Consider the following 14,494-nt stretch of genomic DNA (forward strand, 5'->3'; position numbering starts at 1 on the left):
GTTGATAAATATAATATTTTGTATTTCAGTTAAATATTGTATGTTATATTTTGTGTAGTAAGCATTTTAAAAGGAGCTGACAACATAGAGCATTTTATGAATTTACAGGTGATAAAACTTGGCTTACTGTTATTAATAATTTGTACAATGTTTATACACAATTTAGTAATAAGTACTCTCCAAATACAGGACTTATTTCAGATTTCGTTGTAAAAAAACCACCACAACCCGCACCTAAAGACTTCTTAGATGAGTCAGAATATACAAATGCATATTATTACAATGCTAGTCGGGTACCATTGAGAATTATAATGGACTATGCGATGTACGGTGAGAAGCGAAGTAAAGTCATTTCTGATAAAGTCTCTTCATGGATTCAAAATAAAACGAATGGAAATCCTTCTAAAATTGTGGATGGTTATCAATTAAACGGATCTAATATTGGTAGTTATTCAACTGCTGTATTTGTTTCACCGTTTATTGCTGCAAGTATAACGAGTAGCAATAATCAAAAGTGGGTAAATAGCGGTTGGGATTGGATGGAGAATAAGAGAGAAAGCTATTTTAGTGATAGTTATAATTTATTAACTATGTTATTTATTACAGGAAATTGGTGGAAACCTGTACCTGATGATAAAAAATACAAAATCAAATAAATGATGCAATTTATGAAGGATACGATAATTAATTAAATTTGAGAATCGTTACTTAAGAAAGGAATTAGCATACGCTAGTTCCTTTTTAATATTTTGTAAAACATTATCCATTCAAAAATTCGCATAGATATACTTGCTTTTTTCATATACATAGTTATTGATGACGCTATGTTTTTGTGAGGGGAGAGTATTTCTTGGAAAAAGTATTATTTTTCGGAGACCCAGGTATTGATGACTCATTTGCCATTATGTATGGTTTACTGCATCCCGAAATTGAAATTGTCGGTATTGTAACCGGATACGGAAATGTTGAGCATATACATGCTGCACATAATGCAGCGTATATTTTACAGTTAGCAAATAGACAAGACATTCCTGTCATTAGTGGTGCAACAAAACCACTTACAGAAGAAATCACTACGTACTATCCTGAAATTCACGGAGCAGAAGGATTAGGGCCCATCCATGTTCCAGAAAATATATTATCTATTCCAATATATAATTTCGGCAGTATTGCTGCGATTCTTATAAAGTACGGAAAAGATTTAACGATTGTTGATGTAGGAAGATCTACCTCGTTAGCAATTGCTTTTAATTTATGGAATGATTTAATGCTAAATGTAAAAGGAATCTATTTCATGGGTGGTGTTTTTTTAGAAGTAGGAAACGTTACGCCATTAGCAGAGGCAAACGTGTATGGAGATCCTATAGCAAGTAAAATTGTTTTTCAACAAGCAAAAAATTTATTCATATTCCCTTTAAATGTAACAAACAAAGCTGTGTTGACTCCAAATGTATTCAGCTATATCCAAGCTAATTCAAAGAATCCATTTCATACAATAATGAAACCGATGTATGATTACTATTTATCTGCATACCAAAAACTTAATCCATCTATCGAAGGTCCTTTGCTACATGATGTGGTTGCAATAAGTGGATTAGTAAATCCAAGTTTTTTTGGATTTGTGCATCGTACAGTAAATGTAGATACATACGGAGATACGAAAGGACAAACATTTGCTGATTTTCGCCATAGCTCTATATCTGAAGGAGCCCGTATAGCACTAGAAATAGATGAACAAAAATTCATTCAAGATTTTATGAAAATCATGTTATAAGTTGTAGTCGAAAAAGGGAATTACTTCACTACGTTGAATATAAACATACATCCTCTATATAAGGGAGCTTACAATATTGAATGTCCAGTTAAAGGTTGTTACGAGAGAAAATTGGGAAGAAGCATTAAAGCTACAAGTTAAAGAAAATCAGTTGAAATTTGTTCCATCCGTAGCAGTTTCGCTTGCTAAAGTATATATAAAACCAGATGGTGACAATGTAGAGTACATGCCATTTGTGATATATGATGGCGACCATATGGTTGGTTTTATTATGCATGCTGTTGTAAGAGAGACAACTGATATGTATTGGATAAACGGTTTTATTATTGATCAAATGCAGCAAGGTAAAGGTTATGGAAAAGCGGCATTACAAGAAAGTATATACTTAATAAAAAATACATTTAAGGTGTGTAAAGAAGTTAGATTAACAGTACATAAAGATAATATCTCTGCTAAGAAACTATATGAACGTTATGGTTTTCAATCATTGGGACATGATTATGATGGTGAGCAAGTATATCGCTTATTCGTTTAATTATTATGTAATAAAGGTGTGAAATGAATTATGCAATTTACTGAAGTGAAAATTGAAGTATTTATCCCTGAAGAATACATTGAAATGTTGAGGAATGAGTTAAATAAAATTGGTGCTTGTAAAACGGGAGAATATGATCATTGTCTGTCCTATAGTTCTGTGAAAGGATACTGGAGACCGTTAAAAGACGCATCGCCTTTTAACGGGGAAATTGGTCAGATTTGTGAAGGGCAAGAATATAAAATTGAAATAAAGTGCAAACGGGATCTTGTAAAGGATGCCCTTGAAGTCATTAACGAAATTCATCCGTATGAAACACCTATGATTTATATTATCCCAATATTAAATGACTATTTTAATCAAATATAAAGTAAATGAATGGGAGGAATAGCAATTGAAAAATAAATTTCATCATATTGTACGAGCTGTTATGATTAAGGATAAAAAATTGTTAGTAGCTGAATATATTGGCCATCATTATTTTTTACCAGGTGGTCATGTTGAAGTTGGCGAATCAGCTGAGAATGCATTAATAAGAGAACTACAAGAAGAACTCGGAGTAAATTGTAGTATAAAACAATTTTTAGGAGTCATAGAAAACCAATGGCAAGATAAAGAAGTTCTTCACCATGAAATCAATCATATTTTTGAGATAGATTCACAAGAGTTACATATTGATTTCATACCAAAATCTAAAGAATCTCATTTAGCGTTTCACTGGATTGATTATAATCAAGATGCTTTACATACTTATAAAATCATGCCAGTACCTTCAGTTAAAGAGTTACTAGAAAGAAAATTAAGTGATGAACTACTAAACTGTTGGATTAGCAATTTTTAAACGCCTCTATCAATAGTAAATCCGTCTGCCAAAAAAGAAAGTAAGAAAATAGGCTAAAAAACAAGGTACATCACCTAGAGTAAGTTCATATTTTGTTGATGTACGTATTTAGTCTATAGTCTTGTTTCTACTTTATTTGCAAAAATAGATGAACTTTAACATCTGGACGGAATTTATTTTTATAAATGGAGGGTTTCGTAATGAATCAGTTTCAACAAGAACTACAATCATTAAACCTTAATGATTTTCAAACTGGTAATGTTGTTTATTGGGATCAACAACAAAATCAATATCCATATTATTACATCCAAGGCGATGTACGTCGTTGCGGTGGATGCGGAGGTTGTGGCGGACGCTGTGGCGGATGCGGCGGCAGATGTGGTGGATGCGTAGGTTGTGCAGGATGTTTCGGTTGCTTTAATTGCTGGAACTGGTGGATCATTTAGGTATAGAATATCAAAACTATTTTACATGAAAGAAAGGTGTGAAAATTATTTTGCACTTTTCTTTCATGCTGTAATTGCACAGTTGAGTGAACTAGGTGAACGCGTACCAAAAGGATCATATCAAATATTAGGAATTACGGGGCCAACTATATTAATAATACCTGAATATAATGTAGTTGTTGCAAAAATGTATAATAAAAGATATAACTACGGCGGTGATAATTATTTATATTATTTACGTGAATTCAGCAATTTAGTCGCGGATACATTTCGTAACGGTAATAGGGCATAATTACTCCTATAATGAAAAGGAGTGAGAGAAAGTGAAAAATAAAATGAATAAAAACAAAAAGCAAAACATTAAAGATGTAAATACAGAGCAAAATGCAATTTATAGCGATCCGAAAGATGCAGCTAATATGCAAACGGTACCGCAGCCGAAAGATTTTGATGAAATTGAATATTAATTTTTCGTTTATCCGACCATATGACGAATCAAAAATACATCTTAAGTCCCATCACATGATTGAAAACTTTTGGTACTCTATATACATAAGCATTTGAAAATGTCTTATCTTAACAAAGCTTTCTTTAAGTAAATCTAATATAACCTGCAAAAAGACACTTCATTATGGAGTGTCTTTTTGTGTACATGAATTCAATTTCCATTTTTCATGCAGTATCTTGCTTTTTACGATGGTTATACTAACTGTGAAAATTCATGTCACGATAAAAGAAGGGGACAGTTAGTATGAAACAAATCTCTATAAATCCGTTACTAATTGTTCTAGGTACAATCATTGTTCAAATTGGCCTTGGAACAATTTACACATGGAGTTTATTTAATCAGCCCCTTGTTAGTAAGTTTGGATGGAACCTTAATGCCGTTGCGATAACTTTCTCCATTACAAGCTTCTCTTTATCATTTTCAACATTATTTGCAGGAAAGTTACAGCAAAAATTAGGGCTTCGAAAACTCATCGCTACTGCAGGGATTGTGCTGGGACTCGGTTTAATACTTAGTTCACAAGTTTCTTCCTTACCATTACTTTATTTATTAGCTGGTGTAGTAGTTGGTTATGCAGATGGAACTGCTTATATCACATCATTATCTAATTTAATTAAATGGTTTCCAAATCGAAAAGGACTTATTTCTGGTATATCTGTTTCTGCATATGGAATGGGTAGCTTAATCTTTAGATATATAAACGGAAGTCTGATCGATAGCCTTGGTGTATCACAAGCATTTTTATATTGGGGTATCATCGTTTTACTTTTAGTATTAATCGGATCGTTCTTCTTACGTGAAGCAATAGTAAGTAATACTGTAACTGAGACATTACACAATGATTATACGCCTCGTGAAATGATGCGAACGAAACAAGTATATCTTTTGTTTTTTATGCTATTTACGTCGTGTATGGGTGGTCTATATTTAATCAGTATGGTAAAAGATATTGGGGTACAGCTCGTTGGACTTAGCGCTGCAACTGCTGCTAATGCCGTCGCAATGATTGCAATCTTTAATACAGTAGGTAGAATCATTCTTGGAACGCTATCAGATAAAATTGGCCGAATGAAAATTGTCTCTGCAACGTTTATTATTATTGGATTGTCAGTCTTTACATTAAGTTTCATTCCATTAAATTACGGGATTTATTTTGCTTGTGTAGCCAGCGTAGCCTTTTGCTTTGGTGGTAATATTACAATATTCCCAGCCATTGTTGGGGATTACTTCGGTTTAAAAAACCATAGTACAAATTACGGGATTGTATACCAAGGGTTCGGATTTGGTGCGCTTGCAGGATCATTCATCGGAGCATTATTCGGTGGATTTCAGCCGACCTTTATTATAATCGGTATTTTAAGCGTTATTTCCTTCGTTATTTCGATATTAATTCGTCCACCAAAAGCAGAGAAGAAAAAGGAAATAAAGCAGCTACATCGAAAAATAGCTTAATTCTACAAAAGGGTCCTCCTACTAGGGCTCTTTTTTCACGTTAACTTTGCTAAGAGCAGATAAATGAAATACTCAATTAACTTTTTTATATTTTAAAACGAATAAATGGTAGAATGTAACAAAGATAGAAAATTCCCATTATTAGAGGTGGACTTAGATGAAGAAAGTAAATGTTACATATGCACTTTTATACGATAAAACAAACGAAAAGATCTTAATGGTAAAAAACAAAGGGAAGAATGGTTCTTATTACACACTACCAGGTGGCGCGGTTAAATTGGGAGAAACGTTAGAAGAGGCAGTAATTCGGGAAGTGAAAGAAGAAACCGGTCTACATATAACTGTAAATGGTATTTGTTACATTAGCGAAGCTTTTTTTGAAGAGAGAGGACATCATGCAATTTTCTTTAATTTTTTAGGCGAAATAATCGGCGGAGAGACATATATATCAAGAACAAAAGAAATCGAAGAGATTACTTGGATGGAACTTCATATAGCAGCACCGTATTTGCGTATATCAGAACATTTACTAGACATTTTACAAAAGAAAGAAACAGTACCTTACATTTTTAATGGAACAATCATTCATCAAGCAACATAAAAATATCATTTCATATAAGGCGGGGAAAAAATGGAGTTTATCGTTAATCATAAACATTTCACTCAAGCACTTTCAGAAGTAAGTAAAGCCATATCGACAAAAGCTTTTATTCCTATACTATCCGGTATAAAAATAACTGCAAATCAATCTGGAATTACTTTAATCGCAAGTAATTCAAATATTTTCATCGAAAAATTCATCCCTAGTTCCATGGATGACGAACAAATTACGACTACCTTACAAGCAGGGACAATTGTTGTACCTGCAAAATACTTCATTGAAATTATAAAGAAAATGCCAAGCGATATAGTAATAAAAAGTAAGAATGAGCAAACAATTACCATACAATCAGAAGAAATCACATTAAACTTAAATGGCTTTCCAGCGAGTGAATTTCCTAACGTACCACAAATAGAGGATCATGCAGAAATACAAATAGAAACAAAACAATTGATTGATGCGTTTAAACAAACAGTCTTTGCAGTAGCGAAAAATGAATCTAGACCCGTTCTTACCGGAGTGCATATCGAGTTAGACTACAATAAATTAATATGCGCTGCAACTGACTCTCATAGACTAGCTATACGTGAAACACAAATTTCTACTAATATGAAAGCGAATTGTATTGTACCAAGTGCAACCATTAATGAACTTTTAAAATTAATGAACAGCAATTTAGAATTCGTTTCTATTTATCTATCAGAAAGCCACATTATTTTTACATTCGGCACAACTACTTTATATTCAAGACTAATCGAAGGGAAATATCCTAATATATCTAGTTTAATTCCAAATGAATTTCAAACAGTCATTAACGTAGATAGACAAAGAATGTTACAAGGTGTAGATCGATCAAGTTTATTAGCAAGTGAATGGGCAAATAACAATGTTAACTTAGAAATTGTAAACGAATCTACAATTAAAGTTTCTTCTAATGCTTCTCAGATTGGAAAAATATATGAAACACAACAAGTAGATGCAATTCACGGTGAAAAACAATTACATATATCTTTCGATGGACGATTTATGTTGGATGCTTTAAGGGCAATAAAAGAAGAAACGGTTACTTTAAGTTTCAGCGGTTCTATGAGACCGATATTAATTGAAGCAGGGACACAATCTGCAGCAATCCATCTTATATCTCCAGTAAGAGCTTATTAAAAACGGAGGAAGGAATCACGTTATGTACAAGCACACTTTATGTTTTATAAAAAGAAATGAAGAGATACTTATGTTAAATAGAGAATATGATCCGGTAAAAGGATTATGGAATGGTGTAGGAGGAAAGATAGAAAAGGGCGAAACACCTTTAGAAAATGCGATTCGTGAAATAAAGGAAGAGACTAATATAAAAGTTACGTATGACCAAATTCAATTTAAAGGCATTATTAAGTGGAAAGATTCTTCATATTCTGGCGGCATGTATCTTTATCTAATAGAGCTAATGAATGAATTTACATATCAAACTCCAAAAAAAGTATCAGAAGGAATTTTAGATTGGAAAGAGGTTTCTTGGATTCTTAGTGACTATAATTACGGCGTAGGAGAGATGATACCTAAATTTTTAGTTGAAGTGCTCTACAATGAATTCATATTAGAGCACAATTTTGTTTTATCTAATCATAAATTAATAGATTATAGGAATGAAAAATTGGCTAAACAGGAAAGTTCTATAAATAATATAATTCAATTGTAAAAAGCAGGAATTGTAATCTACAATATACAGCAAAATAATTATAACTCAAATAATTCGAAGAGTAGCTAAGGAGAAAATTCAAATGGGGATGAGTGTAATGAAGAAAATGAAATGCCCAGTGTACCAAAAAACTAAAAAGCAGATAAAAAATTTTAGACAGGAGATTCAATATGTGGAAAACAAATATTGTCAAAACTACTAGAGGCAATTTTGAGTATTTTGTGAAGGGAGAAGGTCCGCCTTTATGCGTTACACATATGTATAGCGAGTATAACGATAATGGAAATACTTTTGCAAACCCATTTACTGACCATTATAGCGTATATTTAGTTAACTTAAAGGGGTGTGGTAATTCAGATTCGGCAAAAAATGATTCTGAATATAGTATGACCGAAACGATTAAAGATTTAGAAGCGATTCGAGAAGCTTTATATATTAATAAATGGGGGTTTGCTGGTCATTAGACAGGAGGGATGTTAGCTCTTGTATATGCGACTGAAGCACAAGAAAGTTTAACGAAAATAATTGTTGGTGGCGCAGCGGCGAGCAAGGAATATGCATCTCATAAAGATAGTATATACTGTAGTAAAAATGTAAAATTTAATAGAATCGTATCAATTATGAATGCATTAAATGATGATAGTACAGTACAAGAAGAAAGAAAAGCATTAAGTAGAGAGTGGGCACTTATGTCTTTTTATTCTGAAGAAAAGCTTGAAGAGGCATTAAAACTGCCGAATAGCGGAAAGACAGTTGGCAATCGGCTAAATTATTTTAGACAAGTTGAATATAAAGATTATGATGTTCGTCAGAAACTTAAATTCGTAAAAATCCCAAGTTTTATATACTGTGGTAAGCATGATGCACAATGTCCCTACATATTTTCTCGTGAAATAGCAAATTTGATCCCGAACGCAACATTAACTAAATTTGAAGAAAGTAATCATAATCCATTCGTTGAAGAAATAGACAAGTTTAATCAGTTTGTCAACGATACATTATAATCAATAAGTAAAAAGCGAATCCTTTATATAAGACAGATTCGCTTTTTATTATAATTAGACTTTTTGCCACCAAGCATACCTAGGATAGTCTGTAGATTTTAACGTAATAGATTCGCCAATTTGAGGTGTTGTAATTTTAACTCCTAAACGGTTAGCTTCTTTCGTAACACGTTCTATCGGGTCACTCCATTCGTGTAATGCTAATGTAAAAGCACCCCAATGAATCGGAAGAAGTAATTCTCCTTTTACATCAATATGAGCTTGTACTGTTTCTTCAGGCAACATATGAATAGCAGACCACCTTGGATCATATTGCCCGCATTCCATTAACGTAAGATCGAATGGACCGTATTTATTACCAATCTCCTTAAAGTGAGGCGCATAACCGCTATCGCCACTAAAGAAAACTTTAGTTTCTTGACCAAGGATAGCCCATGAACACCATAACGAACAATCTCTATCTGTCATACCTCGTCCAGAGAAATGCCTTGCAGGGGCACATACTAACTTAATAGTATCAAGCATAATTTCATCCCACCAATTATGCTCACTAATTTTACTAGGTGAAACACCCCATTTAATTAAATATTGCGTAACTCCAGTTGGAACATAGAAATGCTTTACACGATCTTTTAATTGCATAATACTTTTATAATTTAAATGATCATAGTGATTATGAGAAATAATAATTGCATCAATTTCTTGCAGTTCTTCACGTTCTAAAGAAAAAGAACCACTATAACGTTTACTATTAAACACTGGAAACGGGGAAGAGGCATCTCCAAACATCGGGTCTAATAACAATGTTTTACCTTCTATTTTTAAAAGAGAAGCAGAATGGCCAAACCATGTAATACTCTCTAAAGACTTATTGTTTTTATCTGATAAAACAATAGGTAAATTCTTTATAGGACGCAACTTTGTTTTCATTTTAAAGTAATCAGTCATTAAACCTATAATATCTTTCGGTTTAAAACTTACATCAGTATGAATTTGATTTACATATTTCTTTTTCATTCGTTCTCCTTTTTACGTTTAACAATATACGTATGTTGTTATTGTAGTTATTTGTAGTGTAAACTATATCATTTTATCTTTCATCTTAAATAAAGTACATTTCATAAATTCGTCAAATTCATTAATCATATATATAAAATGAGTGTTATTTAGCGGCAGATAAAATCAATATTAAGTAAATGTAAATTGTTTTAATTTAGTAAATTCATTCTTAAAAGCAACAAAGAACATACGTTTCGTTGTGTGTTAAAGAAGAAAATATATCTCTAATTAGTAAAAGAAAGGAGAGGATGTAAGTGCAAATAGAGAGAAAAAAGAAATCAAAATGTAAACTATCAAAATCTGAAATAACTCAGCTATATCTATGCTAAGGTTTTTAATTTGAGATTAGAGGATACTTACTTTCGTTTATAGAACTTAGTAAATACATAGATTTTACAATGAATTTACTCGTAAGGGAGGGAATATGAAATGCCCACTAATAATAGTCCGGAGAATATATTACATACAGCTTATGAAACTAAAATGATTTCATCTGGAGATAATTCGCCATCTATAAAAATAAAAGGAACGAAACTTCAATATTTACTTGTATTGGTTCATCTTGGTTTTGAGTCAAATATTGTGAAAATGGTGCTAGGTTGGACGAATGAGGAATTTGAAGAGCGCATTAATTCATTAGAAGTAGAGGGGCTATTGAAACAAACAGGAGGGAGGTACTATCCAACGTGTATGATTATAACAGCTTGTGAAGGAGAAAAGCTTTATAACCTTTGTGAACCTCTAATTAAACCAACACTTAGGATCTTTGAAAACTATTCAAGTCATATTGAAGATATTTCAAAGAGAATCGACACGTTTAATCATTTATCTAGAGAATCTTATAGTCTTTTATTGTATAGTGGTGTGTTATTAGATTTTGGACAAATAAATTACATTGAAGAAAACTATTTAAAAAAGAAACGACCTTTAAGAAATAAGAAACGATATTATTATGCTATTCAAGAACAAGAACTAACAGATATAGAGGCTTTCGGGATGTATGGTAATACGTATTTAGATTTAGGAGAAGTTCAAATTGGTCTTTATGGAAATTCTCGATATTCAACATTAAATTTAATAACAGCAGATAACGAAACATTTAAAGAATATTTTCAAAACAATAGTACCGATATTAATTATAAGAAAAAACAATTAGTAAAAGGTTTCGTAGCAGCAGATAGACAAAAAGACTTACATTTAAACGTAGTTTACGAAAAATTAGGCTTATATCAAAATTCACAACCTGTTATCCCTGTATTTAAATCAACAGACTTATTTATACTTAACGAAATTGCAAACACAATCAGTGAAGATTTAGTCTTATTATTCAACGAAAACGATAAACCTTTAAAACAATACTTTGCCAGCAGTAGATACTCAAAAGAAATTACTTATGAAGAGTTTTTTATCTGGTGGTATCACTTTTTCTATACAAAAGTAACTGAAGAATTAATAAAACAAGGTGTAATTATAACAAGCACCCAAAAAAATCAAACGTACATAATCCATCAATAACTTTAAATTAAAGTGCTAATATACTTTTACAAATGTAGCAGCTGAACGGTAAATAATTATTATAGTAAATAAGGGATAATCTGAATTTAAAATCTAATATAAAGAAAACAAGATATTTAAAGAGGAGAAGAGCCATGCAAAAGAAATTTATCAATCCAGAAACGATGCCACCAACTTTTGGATACTCACATGTAGTGGAAGTTAGTAACGCTAAACGAACGATTTACATATCTGGACAAGTAGCAATTAATATAGACGGCCAAATTGTTGGAAGTAATGATTTAGCTACACAAACACGACAAGTATTTGAAAATATTAAAATCGCATTAGAAGCGTCAGACTTAAATTTCAATGATGTAGTAAAATTAACATTTTTCTTAACAGACATTTCTCAAATGGCCGTTGTTAGAGATATTCGAGATCAATACATTGACACTAATAATCCACCAGCAAGTTCAGCTGTCGAAGTTAGAAAGTTAATTAACAATAACTTATTAATTGAAATCGAAGCAATTGCTGTAGCAAACTAATTTTAAAAACTTATTATGAATCATATCCATGCAATTCGTTTAATGTGTTCATTTAAAACGAATTGTATTTTTTATTGTCTTAAATATAATTTATATCTGGAGACATTATCATCAACAACTCATAAAACAACAACAAATAAGCACACAATCGATTACACAGAATGAATCCGATGAAAAGGGAAGCGTAACAATATAAACTAACATATAATAAGTTTATTACTTTTATACAGTTAACATAATATATATTATAGGCAGTTACATAAACAAAGCAATATCAGGTATCAAAAACCAAGTAAACTATACTTAATGAGACGGAACAGAGATTTTTAGTGAGATTTACATAAAATCTTATTTAAACGGATTTCTACAGTTTTTACCGTTTATTTTGCTATACAATCAATCGCAGCAACTCTGAATCAATAATCGATTCAGATTAAACGAATTAAAATCATTTTTGATCAGCGAGAAATTTTTATACAGAAAAATCATTTCTAAACAAAACATAAATTAATAATTATATTTTATGTTTTACTGTATGAATTTATTGCTGTTTACACACGTTTTATAATTTCACATTATTTATTGTTATTTCTGTTATTTACACTTGACTTTTGTTATACCCATTGTTTTGCATTCTAGTTAACATAACGTTTATTTTTAACATAAAAAATCTCCCTCACCTTCAGGAAGATTTTTTAACTTGCTAGTATTTCATTTATATATTTTTAATAACAATCCCAATTGTAAATAACATTGGAAAAATCTAGATTTAACAAGTCTTCTTTTTTTATAAAGAAATTTGCAACACCAGAATCTCCCCACATAATATTTAATGAATCATCTGTATCGATTTGCAGTAATAGGATGTCATGCTGTTGGTATTTTTCTTCCCATTCTCTCGGATCTGTCTGTGTGAAAAATGGATATCCACCAATTTTATGTCCTTGATCTTTACATAAATCATCATACAGTTCGCCTAATTCTGTATTATTTTCTTCATCAACAATTTCTTCCCAGTCAATATCTTCACTAAAAATCTTTTCGAATCGATAATCCCCTGACGTTACGGGTTGATAATCCAATTCAAACTTTAATTTCGCTGCTTCAGGTATAATAGACGATGAGAAAGTTGAACATGCTTATAAATTAATTCGCGATTTAATCGTATTCACAAATCGTCGTCTTATTTTAGTAGATAAACAAGGGATATCAGGTAAAAAAACTGAGTATCATTCTATCCCTTATAAAAGCATTACACAATTTAGCATTGAAACAGCTGGGCATTTTGATTTAGATGCAGAACTTAAAATTTGGGTATCTAGTTTGAGTACACCAATTACGAAAGAATTTAAAGGTGACGATAGTGTTTTAAGCATTCAAAAAGCGTTAGTAACATATACGACCAAATAATACTTTTTTGTATGTTTATTCAATTATAAAATTACTAACCCGAGTATTTTGGAAGAATATACATCATTTTAGTATATTTAATCTCAAATAACAGAAAAAGGTAAAGCGTATTTCAAATGCTTTACCTTTCTTTTTTGTAATAAATAAGTGTAGTTTTATCATTTAATTTCTTAGTTTCTTCTGTTCTTTTATATCCCATCTTTTCGTACAGAAAACAATTTCTTTCTTCTTCTAAAATCGTAGCAAGTTCAAAACATTGTGCTTTTGAAAACATCCCTTCAATTAAAATTATTACCTTCTGAGCGATTCCTTTCCCTTGATAGATTGGATGAATAAACATCGGACTAATCCAAAATTTATAAGGTAGTTCTTTTTGGGATATACATATCGCCCCAACAAGTCTCGAATCTATTATAATTTTATAAAAATTACTGCTAGGATTATTTATTCTAAAAATAGTTTTTTCAATAGATTCATTTGCTGGGTTTGTTTCGTAGTCTTTATATTTATGTAATAAAGAGCTAAATGAGTCTATTTGCATTTGAAATAAAACTGATGCATCACTTTCTGTTGCCTGCTCTAATGTAATCTCCATCTACCAATTTAGTCGTTTTCTTAATGAAGTTATATGAGCTGTATGATGACGACCATGCCATGCATATAGTCCAATTGCAACAGCAAGTTTTGTTTCACCAGTCTCTGGATGGTTAAATGTCTTTTCTAAATCTTCAAGTTCTAAAGAATATAAAAGGTTAACCCATCTTTTATGTAATGACTCTAACATTACTAGTGAAACATCTACTGGTAATTTAGAATCAGGTAATTCTGCCCACTTTTCTTCTTTATATGGTTTAATCGTTGGATTCTTTTCTGTTAGCGCTAATTTAAAGCGTATGTAGCTATTCATGTGGCTGTCAACAACGTGATGGACTACTTGACGAACTGTCCATCCACCAACGCGGTACGGTGTGTCTAACTGCTTCTGATCTAAATCTTTGATAGCTTTCGTTAGTTCATTAGGTAAATCTTCAATTTCTTGAATCCATGTATCTATCATTTCTTCCGTTATAGGACGTTTGTATGTAAATTGCCCAATTGGATATCGTAAATCATTCATGAATAA

At 31.5% G+C, this 14,494-nt stretch carries 14 protein-coding genes and 6 pseudogenes; 16 read left to right on the top strand and 4 right to left on the bottom strand.

Going from position 1 to position 14,494, the window contains the following annotated elements:
• Positions 1–86 precede the first annotated feature (86 nt).
• The 13 genes and pseudogenes from RTP99_RS21810 to RTP99_RS21870 form a co-directional block, all read left to right on the top strand.
• A pseudogene (locus RTP99_RS21810) lies at positions 87–688 on the top strand (glycosyl hydrolase family 8); the annotation flags it as partial.
• A 162-nt stretch (positions 689–850) separates the two neighbouring features.
• A complete protein-coding gene (locus RTP99_RS21815) occupies positions 851–1,774 on the top strand; it encodes a nucleoside hydrolase (protein WP_046647259.1) in 924 nt (307 codons plus the stop codon).
• Between the two features lie 76 nt (positions 1,775–1,850).
• Complete coding sequence (locus tag RTP99_RS21820; protein ID WP_001102683.1) at positions 1,851–2,309, top strand: GNAT family N-acetyltransferase; 459 nt, start codon at positions 1,851–1,853, stop codon at positions 2,307–2,309.
• A 30-nt stretch (positions 2,310–2,339) separates the two neighbouring features.
• A complete protein-coding gene (cutA, locus tag RTP99_RS21825; RefSeq protein WP_001160781.1) occupies positions 2,340–2,678 on the top strand; it encodes a divalent cation tolerance protein CutA in 339 nt (112 codons plus the stop codon).
• A 25-nt stretch (positions 2,679–2,703) separates the two neighbouring features.
• Positions 2,704–3,150, top strand: a complete 447-nt coding sequence (locus RTP99_RS21830; RefSeq protein WP_000790753.1) for an NUDIX domain-containing protein — start codon at positions 2,704–2,706, stop codon at positions 3,148–3,150.
• A 200-nt stretch (positions 3,151–3,350) separates the two neighbouring features.
• Positions 3,351–3,596, top strand: a complete 246-nt coding sequence (locus RTP99_RS21835) for a heterocycloanthracin/sonorensin family bacteriocin (RefSeq protein WP_001071372.1) — start codon at positions 3,351–3,353, stop codon at positions 3,594–3,596.
• A gap of 73 nt (positions 3,597–3,669) precedes the next feature.
• A pseudogene (locus RTP99_RS21840) lies at positions 3,670–3,888 on the top strand (hypothetical protein); the annotation flags it as partial.
• A gap of 31 nt (positions 3,889–3,919) precedes the next feature.
• On the top strand, positions 3,920–4,063 hold the full coding sequence (locus RTP99_RS21845; RefSeq protein WP_000791820.1) for a hypothetical protein: 144 nt from the start codon (positions 3,920–3,922) through the stop codon (positions 4,061–4,063).
• 284 nt (positions 4,064–4,347) lie between these two features.
• Positions 4,348–5,556, top strand: a complete 1,209-nt coding sequence (locus RTP99_RS21850; RefSeq protein WP_000809866.1) for an L-lactate MFS transporter — start codon at positions 4,348–4,350, stop codon at positions 5,554–5,556.
• 157 nt (positions 5,557–5,713) lie between these two features.
• A complete protein-coding gene (locus tag RTP99_RS21855; protein WP_046647262.1) occupies positions 5,714–6,157 on the top strand; it encodes an NUDIX hydrolase in 444 nt (147 codons plus the stop codon).
• A 30-nt stretch (positions 6,158–6,187) separates the two neighbouring features.
• Positions 6,188–7,318 carry a DNA polymerase III subunit beta gene (gene dnaN, locus RTP99_RS21860; RefSeq protein ID WP_000394446.1) on the top strand — a complete coding sequence of 377 codons (1,131 nt, stop codon included), beginning with the start codon at positions 6,188–6,190 and terminating at the stop codon, positions 7,316–7,318.
• Between the two features lie 22 nt (positions 7,319–7,340).
• Complete coding sequence (locus tag RTP99_RS21865) at positions 7,341–7,853, top strand: NUDIX hydrolase (RefSeq protein ID WP_000276527.1); 513 nt, start codon at positions 7,341–7,343, stop codon at positions 7,851–7,853.
• A gap of 170 nt (positions 7,854–8,023) precedes the next feature.
• Positions 8,024–8,857: pseudogene (locus RTP99_RS21870) on the top strand (alpha/beta fold hydrolase).
• A gap of 54 nt (positions 8,858–8,911) precedes the next feature.
• Here the strand turns inward: RTP99_RS21870 and RTP99_RS21875 are convergent.
• Complete coding sequence (locus RTP99_RS21875) at positions 8,912–9,874, bottom strand: MBL fold metallo-hydrolase (RefSeq protein WP_046647265.1); 963 nt, start codon at positions 9,872–9,874, stop codon at positions 8,912–8,914.
• A gap of 471 nt (positions 9,875–10,345) precedes the next feature.
• Here RTP99_RS21875 and RTP99_RS21880 point away from each other — a divergent pair, with 471 nt between their 5' ends.
• Entirely contained in the window at positions 10,346–11,431 is a 1,086-nt protein-coding gene (locus RTP99_RS21880) for a hypothetical protein (protein WP_001142891.1), read from the top strand.
• A 134-nt stretch (positions 11,432–11,565) separates the two neighbouring features.
• The gene (locus tag RTP99_RS21885; RefSeq protein WP_001169704.1) at positions 11,566–11,961 is read left to right on the top strand and encodes a RidA family protein; all 396 of its coding nucleotides are present in this window, start codon (positions 11,566–11,568) and stop codon (positions 11,959–11,961) included.
• Positions 11,962–12,686: 725 nt separating this feature from the next.
• On the opposite strand, the pseudogene RTP99_RS21890 reads toward RTP99_RS21885, so the two are convergent.
• Positions 12,687–13,079 (bottom strand): annotated as a pseudogene (locus tag RTP99_RS21890) (YwqG family protein); the annotation flags it as partial.
• Here RTP99_RS21890 and RTP99_RS21895 point away from each other — a divergent pair.
• A pseudogene (locus RTP99_RS21895) lies at positions 13,072–13,371 on the top strand (PH domain-containing protein); the annotation flags it as partial. The pseudogenes RTP99_RS21890 and RTP99_RS21895 sit on opposite strands and share 8 nt — an antisense overlap.
• Positions 13,372–13,492: 121 nt before the next feature.
• On the opposite strand, the pseudogene RTP99_RS21900 reads toward RTP99_RS21895, so the two are convergent.
• Together RTP99_RS21900 and RTP99_RS21905 are read right to left on the bottom strand one after the other, a co-directional pair.
• Positions 13,493–13,966 (bottom strand): annotated as a pseudogene (locus RTP99_RS21900) (GNAT family N-acetyltransferase); the annotation flags it as partial.
• Entirely contained in the window at positions 13,967–14,488 is a 522-nt protein-coding gene (locus RTP99_RS21905) for a YfiT family bacillithiol transferase (protein ID WP_000999078.1), read from the bottom strand. It abuts the pseudogene before it with no gap.
• Positions 14,489–14,494: the final 6 nt, after the last annotated feature.

Source organism: Bacillus sp. (in: firmicutes), from assembly GCF_031983925.1.
In the GTDB taxonomy this organism is placed as follows: Bacteria; Bacillota; Bacilli; order Bacillales; family Bacillaceae_G; genus Bacillus_A; species Bacillus_A pacificus.